Here is a 21,488-nt window from a genome sequence, read left to right as displayed (position 1 = left end):
TATCACATGAAAAAAATAACGATAACTATCGTAATGGCATTGCTATGCCTTTTTTTTAGGGTAGAAGCTCAACCTGCCAAGGCTTTTGATGTCACTTCAAAAGGCCTTCAAATCGGGCATTACTTACCTGAAGTGACCTTTAAGAAGGTGTATAACTTCAACACAGAGACCGCCAAAATCTCGGATTTTAAGGGCAAACTGTTGATACTTGATTACTGGGCTACCTGGTGCAGCCCCTGCCTTGCCATGTTCCCAAAAATAGACAGCCTCCAAAAACAGTTTGGTGACCAGGTGCAATTTCTTTCAGTCACCTATCAACAGGAGAAGGAGGTGCTGCCATTTCTGGAGAGATACGAGAAAGTTGCCGGTAAACACTATGAAATTGCCCAGGTGATGGGCGATAAGGAACTGCATAAGCTTTTCCCCCACCATACCCTACCCCATTTCATCTGGATTGACAGGAATGGCATGGTTAAGGCCATTACTGAAGATAAAGCCGTATCTGCCGAAAACATACAGGATATGCTCCGGGGCAGAACCGATCTTAAACGAAAACAGGATCTTCAGATTGCCTATAATCCCCAAAAGCCTTATCTCATCAATGGAAATGGCGGAGATGGAAGCGGTTTATTATACCACTCAGTGCTTACCCGTTATCAGGAAGGTTTAAAGTTAGGCTATACGTTTACGCCTATGGGAAGCAAGGACAATGAATTCAGGATCACCGCAAGGAATACTGACCTCTTACAGCTGTACTGCATTGCATATGGTGGCTACTATAATTTTTTAGGACTGAACAGGGTTATCCTGGAATGCAGGGACAGCACAAGGCTGATCTCAAAAGAAACCGGCAAATCATATCTGTACTGGCTAAGCAAAAACAATGGGTTCTGCTATGAACTGATCATCCCTTTAAAGCCCGACACGAATTCCTTTAAATTCATGCAGGAAGACCTGAGCAGGTTTTTTCCCGGGTACGCCGTACATACTGAAAACAGAAGCGTAAAGTGCCTGGTACTTAAACGCAGTTCAAAACAGAACAAGCTGCATACCTCGGGCGGTACCACTGAAATTGAATTTAGTGGCCAGGGCTGTAAAATCCGGAACAGCTTTCTGGAAGCACTGACTACCCGCCTGGAAATACTGTACATGCAAAATTCTAAATACCCCATTGTCAATGGCACAGGGTACAAGGGTCGGGTGGATATGGATATCGACGCCAATCTTTCAAGCCTGGAAGAGCTGAATAAGCAACTGGTTAAGTACGACCTGGAATTTGTCCTGGAAGATTACCCCACCTATGTACTTGTCATCAGGGACAAGATCACCTAAACCCATTCAATTTTTCTTCAGATCACTAAACCAAGCAATTATGTATAAAATTCATCTTTTCATCCTCCTGTTTACTGCCTATTCCGCCAGCGCCCAACAGCGTATACAGGGGCGAATTTCCGATAGTTCAGATAACCGTCCGCTACCCGGGGCTTCTATAAATATAAAGGGTCACAATACGGCTGTTTCTACAGATGCAAATGGCCTTTTTACGATAGTTCTAAGCCCATCAGATACGCTGACAGTGAGCTATGTTGGTTATCGTTCCAAACAGGTAGTTCCCCCCTTTCCCAATAAGCTGAACATAAAACTGGAACAGCTGAATGCCAGTTTACAGGAAATATTTATTTCCACAGGCTACCAGACCCTGCCAAAAGAACGCGCTACAGGTTCTTTTGTGCAAATTGATAATGAATTACTTAACCGGAGTGTGGGTACCCATATTATTGACCGGCTGAGGGATGTTGTTCCCGGACTTTCCTTCAACAGGACCGGAACCAGTGCCCTCAGTATAAGGGGTCAGAGTACCATATTTGGTAACGCAGAACCTTTGGTTGTTATCGACAACTTCCCTTTCGATGGTAATTTACAGGACATTAACCCCAATGATGTGGAAAGCATCACCGTGTTAAAGGATGCCGCCGCAGCCTCCATATGGGGTGCAAGGGCTGGTAATGGCGTTATCGTGATTACCTCCAAAAAAGGAAAAATTAACCGCCCGGCACAGGTTTCCTTCAGCAGTAACGTGACTATCGCACCAAAACCTGATCTCTATGTTGCCAATTCCCTTTCTTCAGCAGATTACATTGACATCGAAAAAAGGCTGTTTCAGGAGAATTATTACGATGCGGACTATCTGACGAGATATAAACCTTTGTCGCCGGCTGTTGAACTCCTTTATCAGGCTAAAGACGAGCCCGGCAAAGCCGCTGCCATCAATGCGCGGATTGAAGCACTCAAAAATGAAGATGTCCGCAACGATTTGGATAAATACCTTTACCAGAAAAGTATCTACCAGCAATATACCCTCGGCCTGAATGGAGGCGGCAAACAGCATACCTACACCCTCTCTGCCGGCCTGGACAGGAGCAGGGAAAACCTTGTACGCAACGGTTACCAGCGGATCACTGTCAATGCAGGAAATACGTTCAAATTGCTGAAAGACAGGCTTGACCTATCCACAGGCATTAATTATATCCACAATAAAACCAGCAATAACAATCCCGGCAGGGAAGGTATTTATAACGGTACCACAGGCTATTATACTTTTCCCTATGCCAGGCTTGCAGACGATGCCGGAAATCCGCTCCCCGTGGTTAAAGATTACAAGACCTCTTTTATCAGCACGGCACAGCAAAATGGCTTACTGGACTGGGGGTATTCACCACTGGCCGAAGTTTACCTGTCAGACAATGTAGGTAAACGCAAAACGCTGCGCTTAAATGCCGGTGCGGCCTATGCTATCCTTAGCGGTTTAAAGGCTTCAATCCTTTACCAGTACACTGATATGGATGCACAGACACGCAATTTTCATCACCAGGATAGTTATTATGCCAGGGATCTGATCAATCAGTTTACCCAGGTTACCGGAACAAATATCCTGCGCCCTGTTCCACTGGGTGGTATACTGGACCATTCCAGCCAATCGGCAATCAACCATACCTTCAGGTCCCAAATTGATTACCAGCATAGTTTTGCAAAAAAGCACGAGCTCAGCGCAATAGGAGGGTTTGAGTTGCGCGATACCAGGACCAACAGTCTGGATTACCGCTATTATGGTTATGATATTGAACATGCCAAAAGCGGACTGGTGAATTATACAGACGATACCCTGCCCTATTACTATGATCCCTCAAAGGTAGGCGCTATTCCTAATGCTGATGCAAGTGGCATGTATGTAGACCGTTACCGTTCCTATTATGCAAATACGGCATATACCTATGATGGCAGGTTTACACTTTCAGCCAGTGCACGGTTAGACCAGAGCAATTTATTTGGTGTGAAGACCAACCAGCAGGGTGTTCCGCTGTGGTCGGCAGGTCTCAGCTGGACACTGAGCAGGGAGCCATTCTACAAATCCGGTTTTCTCCCCTACCTTAAGTTGCGGGCCACCTATGGTTACAATGGAAGTGTGAATAAATCTGTCTCCGCCTATACCACGGCATCCCTTACAGGACTTAACATCTACCAGCTTCCCTATGCGACGATTATCAATCCCCCAAACCCCGAGCTACGCTGGGAAAGGATAAAGATCATCAATGCGGGTATAGATTTCGGGACAAAGGAGAATGTGCTCAGCGGTAGCCTGGAGTATTACCACAAGCAAGGCAAAGACCTGATTGGAGATACGCCATTCCCTCCTTCCTCGGGAATTAGCCTTTTCAGGGGAAATTCAGCAAATACTGCCGGCAATGGGCTAGATATTGCCTTGAGCAGCAAAAATATGAAGGGTTTAGTTTCATGGAATACGGATCTTGTTTTCGGTTACCTCAGCGAAAAGGTAACCAGTTATGCCCTTACAATGGGTGCCAATAGCGGTGGCTACATCCAGAGTTCTTTTGCCATCCCTCTTGCCGGAATGCCCCTTTATTCCATCTACAGCTATCCATCGGCGGGACTACACCCACAGACCGGAGATCCGCAGGGTTATATCAATGGAAGCCTAAGTACTGACTATGTGAACATCATTTCAAATACAACTACAGAAAACATGGTATACAATGGTTCAGCAAGGCCAACGACCTTCGGATCAATCCGCAATACGTTCAGCTATAAAAACATAGCCTGTTCCTTTAATCTGGCATACAGGTTTGGGCATTACTTCAGGAAAGCTTCCATAAGCTATGGCAACACTTATGGGCTGAATGCCAATAGCGGGGATTATGCCTTGCGCTGGCAAAAGCCCGGAGACGAGCTGAATACTTCTATCCCTTCGATACCGGCAACTGCAGATAATAACCGCGACCTGTTTTACCTGTATTCAAATGCCTTGGTGGACAAGGCCGACAATATACGCCTGCAGGACATCAGACTGAGTTATGACCTGAAGGCCGGCACTGCCCGGAAAATGCCGTTCAGGTTTGCGCAATTCTACATGTATGCCTCCAATATCGGTCTTTTATGGAAGGCGACCCATTTTGATGTTGATCCCGAAAGCCAGCTGATCAACATCCCCCTGACCTTATCTGCAGGTGTAAAAATTGACTTGAATTAATATTGAACATAAAATACCTGAAAATGAAAATTTTATACAGAACACTGCTGACGGTGCTCAGCTACGGAATGGTGCTTGTCCCCTTCTCCTGCAAAAAGGATTACCTGGCCATTAAACCCGACCAGAGCTTGCTTGTGCCGACAACCTTGACCGATATGTGGGCATTGCTTGACAATACCAATGTGATGAACCGCAATTCAGGATTGCAGGGCTTATCTACCGATGATTATGAAATAAGTACAGCGAATTTAGCGCCACTGGTTCTGGCCGCCGAAAGGAATGCCTATCTGTGGGCAGATGACATTTATGAAGGCAATAATGCACCGGACTGGGACCGGCCTTACCAGACTATTTTTTATGCGAATGTTGTCCTTGACGGCCTTGAAAAGATTGCAGTGACAGCTGGCAATGGGAAGGAATGGAACCAGATAAAGGGCAGCGCGCTTTTCTACAGGTCTTATGCGCTGTATCAACTGGCTGATGAATTTACCGAACCTTACCATGCGGCAACGGCAGGAACGTCTTTGGGTATCCCTGTAAAACTCAGTTCAGATGTCAATGAAAGGCCGGGCAGGGGAACACAAAAACAGGTTTACGATCAGGTCATTAACGATTTGGGCAGAGCAGAAGGGCTGTTGCCCTTAAAACAGGAAAACTATCTGACCCGCCCGAGCCAATTGGCCGTATGGGCATTGCTGTCACGTATTTATCTCTCCATGGCTGATTACCCCAAGGCGCTATCCTATGCCGATAAATGCATCGAAATTTCTCCTGCATTGCTGGATTACAATAAACTGTCCGCAACCTCTACACGACCCATCAGCTACCAGAACGGAAGTACGGAGATTATCTTTTCCCAATACATGATCGCCTATTCCTTCGCAGCTTCAGCAACGGTAAGTATTGCTTCAGACCTGGTTGGCCTTTACCATCCTAATGATTTAAGGAAAGGTGTTTTTTTACGGGACAGGGGCAATGGAATCATGACCTTCAAAGGGAACTACAGCGGATCCAGTACCATCTTTACCGGACTGGCCAATGATGAACTTTACCTGATCCGTGCGGAATGCCGCGCAAGAGCTGCCGATGTTAATGGGGCAATGGAAGACCTGAATTTACTGATGGAAAAACGATGGAACAATAAGGTGCCTTTTCCAACCTTTACCGCTTCAGGCAGCGAAGATGCGTTGAAGCAGATCCTTGCGGAGCGTAGAAAAGAACTGGTTACCAGAACAACCAGGTGGGCTGATCTGAAAAGGTTAAACCAGGATGTGCGGTTCGCTGTTACCCTAAAAAGAAATGCTTATAACAGGGAATACCTGCTGCAGCCCAATGATAGGAAATATGTGCTTCCGATACCACAAAATGAAATTGATGACAGTGGAATTGAACAAAATTTAAGGTGATGGTTACTTTCATCGCAACGGTATTGTCCGTCACCCTGGTCTCCGGATTGCATTTGTCCGGTTACATCTACATATTGGGAACCCAGGGGATTGGATGGTATGTATCCCCATTTCTTGTTGACAAATTTGTTTTCAGAAGCCTTGAAACCCATTAGCAGGCCAGCTGTGATCAGTACGGCTACAAGCCCTAATTTATGGACACCCTTTAGTGCATTTTTTACATTATTCATTGTGGTAAGTAAACCGTCGGAAAAGTGCATGATCCAAAATTCAGGATGCCGGTGATTCTGGATAAACAGGAAGAAAGTTTATGGTTGAGCAGAGATATTGGGGTTTCGGATTTGCTTGGTCTTTGTGATTCATATCCGGATGAAAAGATAAAGGCCTTCAGGGTATCTACAGCTGTTAATTCTACCGTGGTGAATAAGAAAGTGAATAATGTCCCGGAATTGATGTCGCCATTAAATAGTTTGTAATAGGAAAATTTACAGTGCAAAATGATGCAATAGCTATACAATTGCTGAGCGAATTGATCGAGAACCATACGAGTTCCATCTGAACGAAAGGCATCACAACACCATAACTCATTAATAATTTGACAAATATCCAAAACTAACGTACCTTTGATAATATACTTACCGAAATTAGGTAACAAAATTAAACGATATGGACATTAGTTACGGTTCAAATAAGATAAAAAAAAAGCTTAGTTCCTTGTCTGAAATAAAGAAGGCTTATGGTGTAATGGCAAAAAAAGTACAAATGAGGCTGGACGACATTGAATCATCTCCAAACCTCAAAGTACTAATGCAACTCCCTGCCGCGAACTGTCACCCATTGTCCGGTGATATGAGAGGCGAATGGGCACTAGACATATCAGCAAACCATCGTATGATTTTTGATATTAACCATGATCCTATACCAGAAAAAGATACTGGTGGAATCGAAACAATAAAAGTGACAGACATAAGGATTATAGAAACCAAAGACTACCATTAATCCCTAACAACACAGACATGAGCAGCAATATTAAAATAGAAAGAGAAATGTTAACCAAACCTGGTGACACCATTTTAGAAACCATAGAATTTCTAAAAATGAGCCAAGCAGAATTAGCAGAGCGGATAGGAAAGACACCTGCGAAAGTAAACGATATAATTTCAGGTAAAGCCCCTGTTACAGTAAACACAGCCTTGCAACTCGAAAAGGTGCTTGGCATTGATATGCAATTTTGGCTGAACAGGGAAATGCACTACCGCGAGAAATTGGCAAGAATTGAACAGGAGGAATTTCTGGAGCAATACATTGACTGGCTAAAAGAACAGCCGATCAAAGAACTCCAAAAATTTGGGTACCTGAAAAGTAAAAAGGTAGGAACGGAAATGGTTGAAGAATGTCTAAAATTTTATGGTGTGGCTTCGCCATTACAATGGGAAAATATTTATATCCAGAACTATGCACAAACCAGCTTTAGGAAAAGTCCTGCACAGAGAACATTAATGGGCAGTATGGCCGCCTGGCTGAGAATAGGAGAATTACAACTTAGGGATAAACATTATCCTGAGTTTAAAAAAGATATATTCAAAAGCCTGTTGGAAAAATTAAAACCAGTTGTCGAATCTCAGCCGGAAGATTATCCATCTGTGTTAAAGTCGATGTGTCAGCAGGCCGGTGTAGCAGTCGTATATTCCCATAGCCTGCCTAAAGCACCAATTAGCGGTGCGGCTCGTTGGGTTGGCGGGATACCACTGATACAGATCACTGACCGCTATAAGACAAACGATCATTTTTGGTTTACTTTTTATCATGAGGCCGCACATATTTTGCTTCATGGCAAGAAGGATATCTTCATTGAAGAATTTGAGGGTATCGAAAATGATGCAGACAAAGAAAAAGAAGCAAACGAATTTGCTCGGGACTGGTTGTTGCCCGATTCTTTCTTAGAGGAGATTATTGACGAAAAAATTGACGAAAAAGTTGTTCGACGGATCGCAAGAACTTATGGCACTCACCCAGCAATTGTCATAGGACGTCTTCAAAACTTAAATAAAGTGCCGCATTTTTTTGGTGTAGATTTAAAAGTAAAAATCAATCTTGATTATTTCATAGAACACTTATCAATTTAAAAAAACAATGATGAGCATACCTACTTACATTCCTATTTTACGATTACGCCAAGAGGAAAAAAAGGTACTTACTACCTTTGATTTTGGCGGGGATATTTTTCCCTATGTGGAGATCTTCAAGGAATTTGAAAGACTTCCGCCGAAGCCAAAACCAGGTAAAACAAAAACTATCAGGAAACCAAAGCACTTCCACGAGACCTATTTGCCAACACTGAATAGCATTAAAAGCGAAAAAATATTCGTCGATCTACCTGTTCATTTGAAACAATCCCGAAAAATGAAAAAGGAAGTCTTGGAATTCTTACGCGGAGTTGTGGCCAATAGAGCAGTTCGTACCGATTACCTTTTAAGCCTCCAACCCCTACGTGATAAAATCATCCCAGTAATAAGCACCTATGCTCAACTAACTGGTGAACCCAACTCTATCAGGTTACAAGCAGCAGATTTGCGGGAGGTTTATCCGATACTCGCTTTTAGGACATCCGAACTTACCTTTCGAAACGACATTAACCAAATTATTGCATTAGTGCAGTCCCAGGACTTTTTGATTGTAGACCTGGAAAATTATAACTTGTCTGATCCGGATGATCTGTTAACTATTCAGTTTATGCTAAATTATCTGAAAACTTTTGACAAATGTCATATTGTACTGTTACGCAATTCCATCTTCAACACGATAAAAAACTTTGAGCTAAATCATGGGCATAAAATTGAAATAGTAGACAACAGCCTGATGAATCATTTTGATAAACTTGGTGCACACAGCTTTGCTGATTATGGCGGTATAAAAAAAGACCCTTTAGAAGGCGGAGGAGGTATAAGCCCCGGTTTCATATTTTATGATGCAGTAGATAATGATTTCTATGGTTACAAAGGTTCAAGAGAAAGGGAACTAATTGACTTTGAGACCATCATCGTTCCTGCAGTACTTCATTCAGACGCTGCCGCAAGGATGCAAGGCTCCCGATTGGATTTCCTTAGTCCACAAAACAAAGGCTGGAAAATGCTAGAAAATATTCGGGATAAAGTGGAAAGCGGAAAAAATCAAGGCAAATTCAAAAGAATATCTATGGAACACTATTTGCATTGTATTAAAACCAAAATTGACTCTGGTTATTTCCTATTTTAGGTATAAATTTGGGCTGGTTTTATATTCTTATTGAAGAAAAATTGAATATCAATTGGAAGAATATCAACGGAATGTTCGACAATAAATTCCCACCGACTCCTATATCGATCTTTTAGAGCGACTTTAAAAAGATCATTTATGGTCTCAGAATTATTGCTCTTTAAAATATCTTCTATAATAACCAGACCAAAATTCTGCACTAATTCCTTTTTTGTCATCAGAGCCAACTGGGCAATAGGATCAAGGTGCTTGCTCATCTTCGGCTTGCGCAAAAAATGATGTTCGTTGCTGTCAACGGTAATGATGCCAAATTGTTCGGGGATCATAGCCAAGCACTTTTTCAAGTGCCTTTCATCAATTACGACATTGTTAAATTCAAATGCCGATGAATAATCGGCAGACTGCTTAGCTAGCTTATCTAAATTATCAAGGTTAGACTTAATTTCAAAACTCGTAGTATGACCATTTATCGTTAAAAAGTCCACCCTGCTGCTCTTAACCTTGATCTCATAGGCGCCGACCACATTTTTATTTTTGAAGGCCTTAAATAAAGCGTACTTGACCACTTGTTCTCCTCCATATGACCGAACGACGAGCTCATTCATCATCCGATGCAAATCCAGCTTACACAATCCGTTGAAACTATCGCCGGGGAAAATCATCCGCAGTAATTCTTTCAATCGAGGGCTATAGTCCAACGTGTTATAACTCTTTACAACTTCTTTGACAAGTTTAGCATCGATAATAGTCTGATCAGTAAATTTCATAGTGCTCTGATGGCCGCGAAAATTAGGCAAAATACTTAACTAATGGAAATAATGTTCATAATGTGACAAGTGGTTGCTGTATCCATATTAGTCTCCAAGAACATTGATCAAAACCATTCTATCTTTTGTTATCATACCATAAATTATACAGATGCTGTTTCCAACATGTTAAAGATCAAGCTCCAATACCTCTTCCATCACTGAAATACAAAAGCAGCCATTAAATCTTAATTTAATGGCTGCCTTGTTTACACCTAATCTCAGGAATAATGGAATCAAGTTCAAAAGATATATAAAACTACTTTAGTAAAGCTAAAAGTGTCCGGATCAATTCTTCCCCACGAAGATTTTTCGCCAGGATCCTTCCATCCGGTGCTATTAGAAAATTTTGCGGGATAGATTTTACATCATACATTTTTGCCGCGGAATTGTTCCATGCCTGCAGATCTGCAAGCTGTGTCCAGGTCAAGCCATCGTCTTTAATTGCTTTTAACCAGGCTTGCTTTCCTTGTTCGCTGTCTAACGAAACACCTAGGACAGTAAATCCTTTATCTTTAAATTGTTTGTAAGCCGCAACAACATGAGGGTTTTCAGCCCTGCAAGGCATACACCAGCTCGCCCAAAAATCGATCAGCACATATTTCCCTCTGAAGTCTTTTAAAGAAATTGGATGTCCTGCTGTATCATTCTGCGTAAAAACAGGTGCCATCGCACCAATATTCGTCTGCCTCATGGCATCGATTTTTATCGCAAAATTCTTTCCCGGCTTGCTATGTTGAACTCGTGTCGACAGCTTTTTGTAATACCACTCCAGCGTATCTACAGATGGATTTCTTCCAGCATAAGTATAAATCAGATCCAGGCTTACCTCAGAATCAGGATGATTGGCAATGAATTTTCTCGTCAGCTCCTGCTGTTCTCTGCCAACCTCTTTAGCAACATTGTCTGATTGCTCCTGAGCAGCCTGAAGCTTTAATTTTAAAGGTTTCAGCAATGCAGAAAATTCAGCATTCACCTCATTCAATGGAGTTCCGCTGATCACAGCAAACATGGGCTCGTCTGTTGCCCGGATCTTGATCATCCCGGATTGAAGATACAAAGGGATCACATTTTTAGTGGCAAACGTTTTTCTGTTACCTTCCGGACTAATCAGGATATTTGCCTTTAACGGATCTGTTATCAGCCCTTTAAATTCAAACTTCCCCTGAACAATGGGTACTGAATCTAAAAAGGATTCAGCACCGGAAACATAATTCAGATAGGCTAAAGCAGGCGCACCTAAAGTACCGATATCTGCCTTAATCGTATAATTTCCGGCGTTAACATGCGCTGGCCTATTAGCAGATGCTTCATCAGGAACAGCTGTATGATCTGTTGCTTGCTTACGCATAGCCTTATTGTTCCCTGCTTGTGCAAAAAGCAGGGAAGGGAAAACAAGAAGAGTAAGTATTATAATTCTCACTGGGTTAATAACCATCATTTTGCGTTAAATTAGGGTTGATAAGAATGGATGATTCCGGAATGGGCAACAGCACATCTGTTGGCTGCCATGCCGTTCCTTTTACGACAGATAAAATAGCTGTAGCTTGTCCTGTTCTTTTCAGATCGAACCAGCGATGGCCCCATTCCAGGAAAAGCTCTACCCGACGCTCCTGAGCGATGACAGTTAAAAGGGTTTCCCGCGTGCTGGCAGTAGTCTCTGGCAGTCCGGCACGTTCACGTACAACATTTAAGTCTGACGCGGATCCCGAAAAATTATTCAGTTGCGCACGCGCCTCTGCACGGATAAGGTATTGTTCGGCAAGCCTCAATACCACATCATTCTCTGTATTGGCGCCTGGGGTTTTGGTGGTATACTTATAGGCATAAGGAAAGGTTGCTGTTTCAGAAGAATAGACCCTGACCCATTCTGTACGTCTTTTATCGTTATCTTCAAAAGCATCCATCAGCTCCGGTGTCAGTACATTCTGTGGGGCGATGTCCCCGTTTGGCAATAAAATATTACCAATAAAGGTATACCCGTTCTGGTTCGCTGAAAACTGCCATATTGCTTCAGTACTCGCTTTCAGGAAAACAGTTTTCAGGTCATCCGATAGCCTGTATATTGACTGATTAATTACCTGTGTAGCTTCCGCTTCGGCGCCTGCCCAGTTTTCCATATATAAATAAACCCTCGCCAGAAGTGCTGTTGCAGCACCCTGATTTGCCCGGGTCCGGTTATTTTGCGACCAGGAGTAACTTGCTGCCAAACCAAATTGCGCCTCCTTAAGATCGGCAATGATTTGTGCATGTACCGTAGCGGAGGGTGTTCTTTCCATGATATTATTGACCTCAACGTTAGTCGTGGTCACCAGTGGCACATCACCAAAATTGTTCACCATGGTGAAATAGATAAAGGCCCTCAGGAATTTCGCTTCTGCGGTTAAATGTGCTTTGAGGGTTGGAGAAAGAGAAGAACCCTGCACTCCTTCAAGCAAACTGTTCACATTATAAACTAATCGGTAAGCATCAGACCACATCGTAGTTACAGGTCCACTGGATACACTCAGGCTGTTCAAAATAAACTCATCACTTGAAGAGGTAGGGATATAAATTTCATCAGCTAATTTTGCCGGTAAAAATGTAGTATTCGCACTAAATGCATTTTGCACCAGCTGGCCACTGCCGTTATACATTAAGCTATAGATTCCATTCATAGCAGCCTGTGCAGTTAAAGAATCGGTAAATATACTTGCAGACACCAACTGATTAACCGGCGGGTCTACATCAACCATTTTCTCACAGGCAGATAACCCGGTGATCAGGCTGAGAAGCAGCAAAATGTGTTTTATATTAAATTTCATCATCGTTTCAATTTTATCAGAATGAACATTGAATTCCAAGGGTAAACATTTTCAAAGGCGGCAGCGTGATCCCCTGTGTTTCAGGATCAAAGCCTTTATAAGGGGTTATTGTAGCCAGATTTTGTCCCAGGCCATATATTCTCGCATTCTTTACCTTGATTGTCTTCGTAAACCTTTCCGGTAAATTATAGGAAACAGACACATTTCTTAAGCGAATAAAAGACGCATCCACGATCCTGGCATCAGAAGACAGATAATAGTTATTGTATGAGGTGTAAGAAGCAGAAGAAGCCAATGATGTAGGTTTAAACTGACTGTCAAGAATATCAGCGGTAGTGCTGCCTAGCAGACCAGGTAAACTGGTTACCGCGGTACCTTTTTGTTTCACAAAGTTAACCAGCACATCTAACTGCAGGTTTTTATACCTAAAGCTATTCGATAAACCACCATAAAAGTTTGGATCCGTAGTGCCCGCGACAATCTGATCATTTAAAAGTCCACCACTGATCCTGCCATCATTATTCCTGTCCTTAAATTGAGCTGCACCATCTTCAAACCCCGTTAGTTCATACACCCTAATCAGGTTCAGTGGCTCCCCTTCAATGTAATTAGTATTATAATTGCTGGCCAGGCCAGTAGGAAATTTCAGCAGTTTGTTCTTTGCTTTGGTGATATTAAAAAACACATTCCAGGTCAGCTCGTTTGTTTTCAAAGGAGTTCCTCTCAATTCAAGTTCGACACCACTGTTTTGTACCAGACCATTTACATTGGCAATATAGGAGCCAAAGCCAGTCTGTGGAGCCAGAGGGACTGAGCCTATCATATTACTGGAACGGTTGCGATAATAAGATACGTTTAAATTCAGCCTGTCATTGAAAAAGCCAAGTTCAGTCGCAACTTCCATCTTTCTGTTTTCTTCCCAACTAAAAGAGGGATTGGCTACCCTTGTAGAAATAAGGCCAGCATTGGAATTGTACGGTGCAAACGTTGAGGAATAAGTATCCATATAGGTATAATTATCTGTTTGATCACTACCCGTAATTCCATAACTGCCTCTTATTTTCGCCAGACTGAATATATTCAAATCTTTAATAAAGCGCTCTTCAGAAAGAATCCATGCAGCACCTACAGAGCCGAAATTCCCGAATTTCCGGTTAGGGCCGAAGCGTGAGGAACCATCCCTGCGGAAAGTACCATTCAGTATATACTTATCGCTGATATTATAGTTAAGGATCCCGAATAAGGAAACATATTTGTACTCCGAGCCCATCGTTCTATTAGTGAGCGTACCCGCACTGGCATAGCTATCCATCAACCCTTCAGAAGAAAATCCTGAGGCCTGTACAAAATACGGCATTTTTGACAGGGTATGCTGCCAGCTACCGCCCAATATCGCATTCAGTTTACCCTTCCATATTTTGGTATGGTAATCTATTTGCGGCTCCGCAATATAACTTTTCGTGTTATTGCTCGCGTACAATCCCGAGGATACATTGTTGAATACCGGATTAGAAGAAGATGCGGGATAAAGCTGTCGCTGGTCCTGTGTAATCGAATTATGGCCTACTCTTAATTTGAAATTTAAATTGTGCAAAATAGCATAACTCAGTCCGCCATTTATAAAAAGATTGCTATTATCCACATCATACCTTCTTTTTAAAACACCCACCGGATTGCTTAAAGATGAAAACCAGTACAGGCTGCCATCTGCATTATATGTTGGATAATGAGAAGGAAGTTGCAGTGCCAGTGTCGTCAGGTCAGATGCTGGCATATTATTTTTGCCAAGCGCATAGTTCGTGCTAAAATCTACTTTCAGCTTACCATCTTCTGAAGTGTGGTTAACCTTCATATTTACACTTCCCCTTTTGTAAGCATAGTCGCCCATGATCACACTTCCTTCATCACGGTAAGTACCACTAAATAAAAAGGTAGTGGTTTCATTCCCTCCGGAAAATGAACCTGTAGCTTCAGTCACCTCTGCGGTATTTCCAATAACCATCTTCTGATAATCAGTTTGATTTGATGGATCCCATAACACAAGGTCAGGCAACAATGCTGCAGTCGGTGTACGCCCGTCATTGATAAAAGCCTGTCTGCGGATAGCCTGGTGTTGCGCTGTGGAGACCCGCTCCATCATATTGGTCACCTTACCAAATCCCCGTGATACATTTAAATTAAGCGTAGACTTACCTTTCAGCCCTTTCTTGGTGGTGATCAGTACCACACCATTTGCACCTCTTGAGCCATATATAGCCGTCGCATCTGCATCTTTAAGGATAGTAATACTTTCAATATCCTGTGGGTTGATCATACTGAAAGGGTCGGTACTACCATTGGCCTGTCCACCTATCAGTGCCGCTCCTGCCCCGATCTGCTGATCCAGCGGCGCACCATTAAAAGGAACCCCATCCACCACATAAAAAGGTATGGTAGAAGACCCGGGGTTCAGTGAATTCCTTCCACGGATAATCACCCCGGTTGCAGATCCCGCCATACCGGACGACTGTCTGATAAACATTCCCGGAACAAGGCCTTCCAGTGTTTGCAGGGGATTAGCTAAAGGCTGCCTTGCAATTTCTTCGGCCGTAACTTTCACCACCGAGCCGGTATTCAGTTTTTGTGTAGTTTCATAATAGCCTTTAGAAATTTTCACCTCCTGCAATTCCGCGGTTACAACCTGCAAAACTATATTTCCCAGATCACCCTGGGCATTAATGATCCTTGTTTCATATCCCAGAAAAGAGATACTCAGTTTTGTCATTCCGGTATTTCCACTAATGATAAATTCACCGTCTGCATTGGTATTTACGCTAAGGTTTGTTCCTATAATTTTAATAGTTGCACCAGCCAGGGGGATGCCACTTTCATTCAGTACTTTTCCTTTGATCACAGCGATCTGCAGGAAGCCCCTTACTCTATCGAGCAGTCCCTTTTCTTTCGCTCTAATGATGACCGAATGATTTCCTATTACATACTCCAGCGCCTGACCAGACAGGCAGCTTTTCAGCACCTCTTCCAGACTGGCATTGGTCAGACGGATATTCACTGGCGAGGCCTCCTTTAACAACTCCCTGTTAAAGAGAAAATCATAGCCACTCTGCTTCCGGATTTCTTTAAACACAGCTTCCAGGGAAGCATTACGCTTATTGATGGTGATCCGCTGCCCATAGGTACTGGCACTGACCTGCATCATCGTCATAAATAAAAGGATGGCGGTAATACGCATAATTAATAGAATCTTACGGGCATACTCATACAGTACACCATTTTTCCTGGTATAAATTTTATACATTTGTTAAGTCTTGGTTTTAAGGTTAATGCAATCGCAAATTTTATTAACGTAATGCCGGGATACCGGCCAGTAGTGTTTCCGCACTTCTGGCTTTTTCCTTGCATTACAGGACGTGTATTTATTTAGTCACTGTAATCCTCCTTCCTTCTAGTTTAAAATGGACATATCCTGTCGCCTCCATCATTTTGAGCACTTCGGAAATATTTTTACTTCTTGATATCCATCCTCCAAGGGGCAGGTTCTGCGGAGCAGAGGCATCGTAATCTATATCTACGTTATACCATCGCGCAATTTTGCGCATGTTAGCCCTGAAGCTTTCATCCCTGAAAAAGAATTCACCATTTTTCCAGGAAACGACTTCATCTGTGTTTACTGAAAGTACCGAAATACGCTTATTTTGGACAAGCTGCGCCTGCTGTCCCGGAATGAGGGTAGCACTGGTACCTGATACGCTGATTTTGACCATACCTTCCAGCAAGGTCGTTTTAACCGCTTCTTCATCCGTATAGGAATTGATATTAAAATGGGTGCCAAGCACTTGTACGGTTTGATTTCCTCCGTGTACGATAAAAGGTTTGTTTTTATTCTTCGCTACTTCAAAGTAGACTTCACCCCTGATATGAACACTGCGTACTTTGTCATTAAAAGCAACCGGATAGCTTATAGAAGAGCCCGCATTTAGCCAGACATGCGTTCCATCTGACAAAATCACCTCATACTGTCCACCCAAAGGCGTTTGCACAGTATTTATGCCTTCCCCTTGTTTTAACTTTTCCGGACCCTTCGATGATAAATGGGATAAGTCATATACAAGTTGACCATTTGCTTTTTTTAGGATTGATCCATCCTGTGTAGGTATTTCACTATTGTTGTCCTGATCAAGATTAATTTTCCTCCCATCAGATAGGGTTAGCGTTGCTTTATTGGATCCGGCGGCAATGTCTGTGGCATATGTTATTCCACCTGGTGTGTTGTTATTTTTCAAATAGAAGAATGCTCCGGCTCCTGCAATAATTAAAATAGCAGCGGCAGAAGTAACTTTAGTCCAAAATGTATGGCTACGTGGCCGTACGCTGACCAATTTATTGATTGCCAGGTCGAGTTTAGCCAAACCTGCCTGTAGTTCTTCCTCCGGTAAATCATACGCCGTAACCGGCTGCCATTGCTGATAGTAAAATTCAACAATTGCTTTCTCCTCCTGTGTACATAAAGCAGACTGATATTTCTGCAATAATTCCTTTGCCTGTGATTTCATTGAATAGTTTAGATTTATCTAATTCTATAGTTAAGACGGGTAAGCAGAGGCTAGGGCGTAAGTAAAAAAGAAATATTTATAAAATATTTACTTATTGAAGAGAAAACAGAGATAAACAACCACACCAAGCCTTGTGCGTAATATTTTCAAGGCATTGTTGATATGTTTTTTAACTGTTTTTTCTGACAAATGCAATTCTTCAGCAATTTCACGATGAGAAAGATGCTGTTTTCTACTCATTTCAAATACTTCGCGCATTTTTAAAGGCAGGAGAGATATTTCTGCCTCTATTAAGGTCGACAAATCTTTTTGCCGTACCAGATGGTCTGTTGTAGACTCACTGCGGTTTATAAAATCCTGAAATCCGGAAATGTAGGCCGATTCTACTTTCTGATGGGAGATGAAATCCAGGATCCTATTTCTGATGGAGGTATATAGATACCCCGAAAGACTATTTTTAAACTCAAGAGTTCCCTTTTTATTCCAAAGTGTAGCAAAAAGTTCGTGGATGATGTCATGTACCTCCTCAGCATTGCGGAGCCTGTTGTAAGCGTGTACATATAACACAGCTTTATATCTGTTATAAATTTCCTTAAAAGCAGCTTCATCACCTTCTGCCAGAAGAATGGATAAATCCTGATCAGAAAGTTTATTGTAAGATACCATCGAGATTATATGCGACTCCTAAAATAGAATAATAATTCATACATATAAAATGAGAAGCGATAATTTCGCAAAATGACTATCCCTTTGATGGATGGCTATAGGTGCCTCCATCAAAGGGAATATTGCACAGTGATACTCCGGCGATATAGGCAGGTACCACTATGCAAGGGTATTCAGGAAATTATTTATAGAACTGTAAATTTGTTTACTTCCTTTTCCGAAGCAGCAGAAAAAGTGTTCCACCGAGCATCAATAGCCCTGGCATTATCCACAGGAAGATAATTCTCAGGGTAAACAGTTGGTCACGGCTGAGCAAAATTTCGTTATCCGGCGCAACGGGCCTGCTGACATCAATTGGAAAAACACCATTACTGAACCATTTGAATAGCTTGCTTACCATCCCCAGATTACCGGTACCGGAACGTTTCGCCAGTTCTCCATTGCTCATAAAATCTGCATCCCCACTAATGATGATCCGCTGTTCTTTATCATTAATCTTTCTGCGCAGCGACACCACCACGGGAAACTGAGCTTTTACGTCCCCTATTTTAGGGTCAAAATTAATCTCGGCAGCATTGTCAATCTGCCCCTGCCTGATCCAGGCGTCGTTAGCGCTGACTACAATAGAATCGACCGTAATACCCGGTTTTTTATCAATAGTTAAAGCTGCAGCTGTGGGCATAGTCAGCACAATTCCATACGCATTCCATTTGAGCAGACTGCTGTCAACAGCTGCCGCCTGGGCGGAAATACCCCCATTTAATAAATCAGGTGCGTATTCTTTGGTTTTATTAACCAGTGTCCCCTCCTTTAGGCTTACGCCCAACTGAGCGAGCAGCGGATTGATCAATTTTTGTTTACCAGGCTCAGCGGCAATCATCATATTGCCACCAGCATTTAGCCATGCCTTCACTTTTTCCTGTGCAACCGGTGATAAAGCTTCCGTTGGATCTGCAAGAACCAATACACAAATATCTGCTGGAACTGAGGCGGTATCGAGATTTACATTGATGACATCAAATCCATTGTTCAGCAGTGAATTCCTGTTTTTCCTGGCCGTTAGGGAAGATCCATAATCACGGTCGCCTATCTTAAAGGCATTCCGCTCATTGTTACCGGTTACAAAAGCAATTTTTGGTGCATCGACCAGCAGTCGCTTCAATGCAGCGGTAACCTCTGCCTCAGAAGCGTAAATGAGCATGTCATTAAAAAAGCGCAAAAAGGTCTTTTTACCCTTGTATTCAATCTGCCTGACCAGTTCATTGTCCTCCCCGCTCAGGTCTGCCATTTTCTTTACTTCAGCAGGCGGAATAAAAAGACCAAAGTCGATATCAATAGATTTAGCGTATTTTTTTGCCCCATCATCCAGGCTTTTCGCATGCTCAAGAAATCTGGTAGACATGCCCGGATTTGAACTCTGGTCGTAATAATATACGTATTTCATATTCATCCCCGGAATAAAACGCTGGTATTGCGCAAGCGCGGCGATGTCTGTGTTGCGCATTAAAGGCAAGCCATAATACATCCCCTGATTGAGCAGGTTGACGTAAGTCGTTACCGTCAGGTCGCCTTTTAATTGCTCTGCTACCTGCTGACTTTTTTCCGTGAGGGTGCGCACTTTAGTATGGGTCATATCTTTATAAAAGATGAGTTTCGGCCTGGAGGAAACATAACCCACCAGCAATACCGCACAAATCAGCATGACGTATTTGCTACCTGTCCTGATCCAGTTCCTTGACTCCCGGTCTGCCTGTAAGCGCAAAATGCTGAAACCAAGAAAAAGTATAATGATGGTAAAAAAATAGATTACATCTTTACTGCTGATCAGTCCGATGATCATATCGTCTGTTCTCCCTGAGATAGAAAGTGCATAGGTAAGATCCCTTACAAAATCAACTTGCTGCCATACAGTGCCAATATATCTCAGGGTGGCGAATACAACCAGCGTGCTGATTGCCGCTACTACCTGATAAGAGGTGAGGCAGGATAGAAATAAACCAATTGCGGCATACGTACAAATCAACAGGTACAGCCCTAATAAACCTGAAAACACCAAAGCATAATCGATTGATTTAATGGAGAAAGCGGCAATAATGGAAAACATCACCAGCACAGCAATCAGAAGCAATCCATAAATCATCATGGCCAGGTATTTACCCAATATGATTTCCCTGATCTTTAAAGGAGAAGAAAGCAGCAACTTAATGGATCCACTGCTGGTCTCCCTGCTCATTAATCCCATAGTCAGCAAAGGCAGGTAAAGGTAGAGATTGGATTGCAGCGGCAGCAGAAACCCTTCCCTGCCCTCGAACACCTCTGAAGTCAGCCGCGCAATCTGTTGGCCAAGCCCCATGTTTTTGGCAAATCCTTCCAGTACGTCGAAAAAAGAAATACCGGTTTGTACTGTAAATATGGTGAGGATGAGCCAGGCTATCGGAGAGTAAAAGAGACTCTTTAATTCCGTAGCAGCTATTTTTATGATCTTCTTCATGTTATGATGTTATTTTACCTGATAATTTAGCGAATATGGCATCGAGCGAACTTTTTTCCAGCGTGATCTCATTGAGGTTCCAGGCGTGTTTCACGCTCATATCGATAAGCTGTCTGTTTACCAAATGGCCGGCAACGAACCTTATCCTGATGTTCTGGCCGTCTATAAAATCAACCGCAGTTACCCCGGGTATCTCCGCCAGGACCGCTGCTGCCGGTGGTGTTTCCATATTCAGCAACATCGAATTCGGTGCTATATAATTGTTAAATGCATCAATCGTATCCGCAAACACCATTTGTCCGCCCTCTATCATCCTGATCTTTTTACAGGTAGCCTGTACTTCGGAAAGAATATGGGTAGAAAAGATAACGGCCCGCTCTTCCGCAATTTCTTTGATCAGCTTGCGCACTTCCAGGATCTGATTGGGATCCAGACCATTGGTGGGTTCATCGAGGACTACCAGTTTGGGCTTGTGGATAATCGCCTGGGCAATCCCCACACGCTGGCGGTAACCACCGGAAAGATTCTGGATCAGTCGACCGCTGAAATGGCTGATCCCACATTTTTCTTTGGCCTCTGCTACGGCCGACTTAATTTTTGAGGATGCAATATCACGTATAAAAGCACAGTAATTTAGGTATTCATCAACCGTAAAATCGTAATACAAAGGTGCATTCTGAGGCAGGAAGCCAAGTTTTCTTTTTGCTTCTTCCGGCTTGTCACGCAGGTCGATCCCATCAATGATTACTCTTCCCTCCGTTTGGTTGAGTACGCCGCAAAGAATATTCATGGTGGTTGATTTACCCGCACCGTTAGACCCTAACAGTCCTAAAACTCCAACTTCATCAATTTCAAAATTGATATCCCGTATCGCCCAGTCTTTACTGTAACGGTGCGAGAGGTGTTCAATCTGTACTATAGTTTTGTTCATTGTGTATGGTTGTATTTATTTTTTTCTGAATTC

At 42.8% G+C, this 21,488-nt stretch carries 15 protein-coding genes; 7 read left to right on the top strand and 8 right to left on the bottom strand.

The features are described 5' to 3' along the window. Positions 1-6 precede the first annotated feature (6 nt). From ACSBL2_RS09865 to ACSBL2_RS09835, 7 genes are all read left to right on the top strand, one after another. A complete protein-coding gene (locus tag ACSBL2_RS09865) occupies positions 7-1,332 on the top strand; it encodes a TlpA family protein disulfide reductase (RefSeq protein ID WP_442591524.1) in 1,326 nt (441 codons plus the stop codon). A 40-nt stretch (positions 1,333-1,372) separates the two neighbouring features. Beyond that, on the top strand, positions 1,373-4,546 hold the full coding sequence (locus tag ACSBL2_RS09860; RefSeq protein ID WP_442591523.1) for a SusC/RagA family TonB-linked outer membrane protein: 3,174 nt from the start codon (positions 1,373-1,375) through the stop codon (positions 4,544-4,546). Positions 4,547-4,569: 23 nt separating this feature from the next. Beyond that, entirely contained in the window at positions 4,570-5,952 is a 1,383-nt protein-coding gene (locus tag ACSBL2_RS09855) for a RagB/SusD family nutrient uptake outer membrane protein (RefSeq protein ID WP_442591522.1), read from the top strand. Between the two features lie 254 nt (positions 5,953-6,206). After that, positions 6,207-6,428, top strand: a complete 222-nt coding sequence (locus ACSBL2_RS09850; RefSeq protein WP_442591521.1) for an SOS response-associated peptidase family protein — start codon at positions 6,207-6,209, stop codon at positions 6,426-6,428. A gap of 190 nt (positions 6,429-6,618) precedes the next feature. Beyond that, positions 6,619-6,951 (top strand): killer suppression protein HigA, encoded by a 333-nt coding sequence (locus ACSBL2_RS09845; protein ID WP_442591520.1) that lies wholly within the window; start codon positions 6,619-6,621, stop codon positions 6,949-6,951. Positions 6,952-6,968: 17 nt separating this feature from the next. Continuing rightward, entirely contained in the window at positions 6,969-8,078 is a 1,110-nt protein-coding gene (locus ACSBL2_RS09840) for a HigA family addiction module antitoxin (RefSeq protein ID WP_442591519.1), read from the top strand. 7 nt (positions 8,079-8,085) lie between these two features. Further along, positions 8,086-9,207 carry a beta family protein gene (locus tag ACSBL2_RS09835; RefSeq protein WP_442591518.1) on the top strand — a complete coding sequence of 374 codons (1,122 nt, stop codon included), beginning with the start codon at positions 8,086-8,088 and terminating at the stop codon, positions 9,205-9,207. Here ACSBL2_RS09835 and ACSBL2_RS09830 read toward each other — a convergent pair. The 8 genes from ACSBL2_RS09830 to ACSBL2_RS09795 all read right to left on the bottom strand — a co-directional run bounded on the left by ACSBL2_RS09830 (position 9,204) and on the right by ACSBL2_RS09795 (position 21,455). Beyond that, on the bottom strand, positions 9,204-9,974 hold the full coding sequence (locus ACSBL2_RS09830; protein ID WP_442591517.1) for a sce7726 family protein: 771 nt from the start codon (positions 9,972-9,974) through the stop codon (positions 9,204-9,206). The genes ACSBL2_RS09835 and ACSBL2_RS09830 overlap by 4 nt on opposite strands. Positions 9,975-10,272: 298 nt before the next feature. Then, on the bottom strand, positions 10,273-11,436 hold the full coding sequence (locus ACSBL2_RS09825; protein WP_442591516.1) for a redoxin domain-containing protein: 1,164 nt from the start codon (positions 11,434-11,436) through the stop codon (positions 10,273-10,275). 4 nt (positions 11,437-11,440) lie between these two features. Beyond that, positions 11,441-12,820 carry a RagB/SusD family nutrient uptake outer membrane protein gene (locus ACSBL2_RS09820; protein WP_442591515.1) on the bottom strand — a complete coding sequence of 460 codons (1,380 nt, stop codon included), beginning with the start codon at positions 12,818-12,820 and terminating at the stop codon, positions 11,441-11,443. Positions 12,821-12,833: 13 nt separating this feature from the next. Further along, positions 12,834-16,112 (bottom strand): SusC/RagA family TonB-linked outer membrane protein, encoded by a 3,279-nt coding sequence (locus ACSBL2_RS09815; RefSeq protein WP_442591514.1) that lies wholly within the window; start codon positions 16,110-16,112, stop codon positions 12,834-12,836. Between the two features lie 118 nt (positions 16,113-16,230). After that, entirely contained in the window at positions 16,231-17,367 is a 1,137-nt protein-coding gene (locus ACSBL2_RS09810; RefSeq protein ID WP_442591513.1) for a FecR family protein, read from the bottom strand. A gap of 87 nt (positions 17,368-17,454) precedes the next feature. Continuing rightward, positions 17,455-18,033 (bottom strand): RNA polymerase sigma factor, encoded by a 579-nt coding sequence (locus tag ACSBL2_RS09805; RefSeq protein WP_442591512.1) that lies wholly within the window; start codon positions 18,031-18,033, stop codon positions 17,455-17,457. Positions 18,034-18,238: 205 nt separating this feature from the next. After that, positions 18,239-20,524 (bottom strand): Gldg family protein, encoded by a 2,286-nt coding sequence (locus ACSBL2_RS09800; protein ID WP_442591511.1) that lies wholly within the window; start codon positions 20,522-20,524, stop codon positions 18,239-18,241. Between the two features lies 1 nt (position 20,525). Next, a complete protein-coding gene (locus ACSBL2_RS09795; RefSeq protein WP_442591510.1) occupies positions 20,526-21,455 on the bottom strand; it encodes an ABC transporter ATP-binding protein in 930 nt (309 codons plus the stop codon). Positions 21,456-21,488 lie beyond the last annotated feature (33 nt).

This window comes from Pedobacter sp. AW31-3R (assembly GCF_052180285.1).
Taxonomy (GTDB): domain Bacteria; phylum Bacteroidota; class Bacteroidia; order Sphingobacteriales; family Sphingobacteriaceae; genus Pedobacter.
Note: the sequence above shows the minus strand (reverse complement) of the source record. Positions and strands in the feature narration are given on the sequence as shown.

Bases quoted from the DNA above. Each gene is read 5' to 3' on its own strand.
- ACSBL2_RS09815 (WP_442591514.1), bottom strand. From the start codon at position 16,112: ATGTATAAAATTTATACCAGGAAAAATGGTGTACTGTATGAGTATGCC.
- ACSBL2_RS09865 (WP_442591524.1), top strand. From the start codon at position 7: ATGAAAAAAATAACGATAACTATCGTAATGGCATTGCTATGCCTTTTT.
- ACSBL2_RS09800 (WP_442591511.1), bottom strand. From the start codon at position 20,524: ATGAAGAAGATCATAAAAATAGCTGCTACGGAATTAAAGAGTCTCTTT.
- ACSBL2_RS09845 (WP_442591520.1), top strand. From the start codon at position 6,619: ATGGACATTAGTTACGGTTCAAATAAGATAAAAAAAAAGCTTAGTTCC.
- ACSBL2_RS09810 (WP_442591513.1), bottom strand. From the start codon at position 17,367: ATGAAATCACAGGCAAAGGAATTATTGCAGAAATATCAGTCTGCTTTA.
- ACSBL2_RS09835 (WP_442591518.1), top strand. From the start codon at position 8,086: ATGATGAGCATACCTACTTACATTCCTATTTTACGATTACGCCAAGAG.
- ACSBL2_RS09795 (WP_442591510.1), bottom strand. From the start codon at position 21,455: ATGAACAAAACTATAGTACAGATTGAACACCTCTCGCACCGTTACAGT.
- ACSBL2_RS09805 (WP_442591512.1), bottom strand. From the start codon at position 18,033: ATGGTATCTTACAATAAACTTTCTGATCAGGATTTATCCATTCTTCTG.
- ACSBL2_RS09820 (WP_442591515.1), bottom strand. From the start codon at position 12,820: ATGATGAAATTTAATATAAAACACATTTTGCTGCTTCTCAGCCTGATC.
- ACSBL2_RS09860 (WP_442591523.1), top strand. From the start codon at position 1,373: ATGTATAAAATTCATCTTTTCATCCTCCTGTTTACTGCCTATTCCGCC.
- ACSBL2_RS09830 (WP_442591517.1), bottom strand. From the start codon at position 9,974: ATGAAATTTACTGATCAGACTATTATCGATGCTAAACTTGTCAAAGAA.
- ACSBL2_RS09855 (WP_442591522.1), top strand. From the start codon at position 4,570: ATGAAAATTTTATACAGAACACTGCTGACGGTGCTCAGCTACGGAATG.
- ACSBL2_RS09840 (WP_442591519.1), top strand. From the start codon at position 6,969: ATGAGCAGCAATATTAAAATAGAAAGAGAAATGTTAACCAAACCTGGT.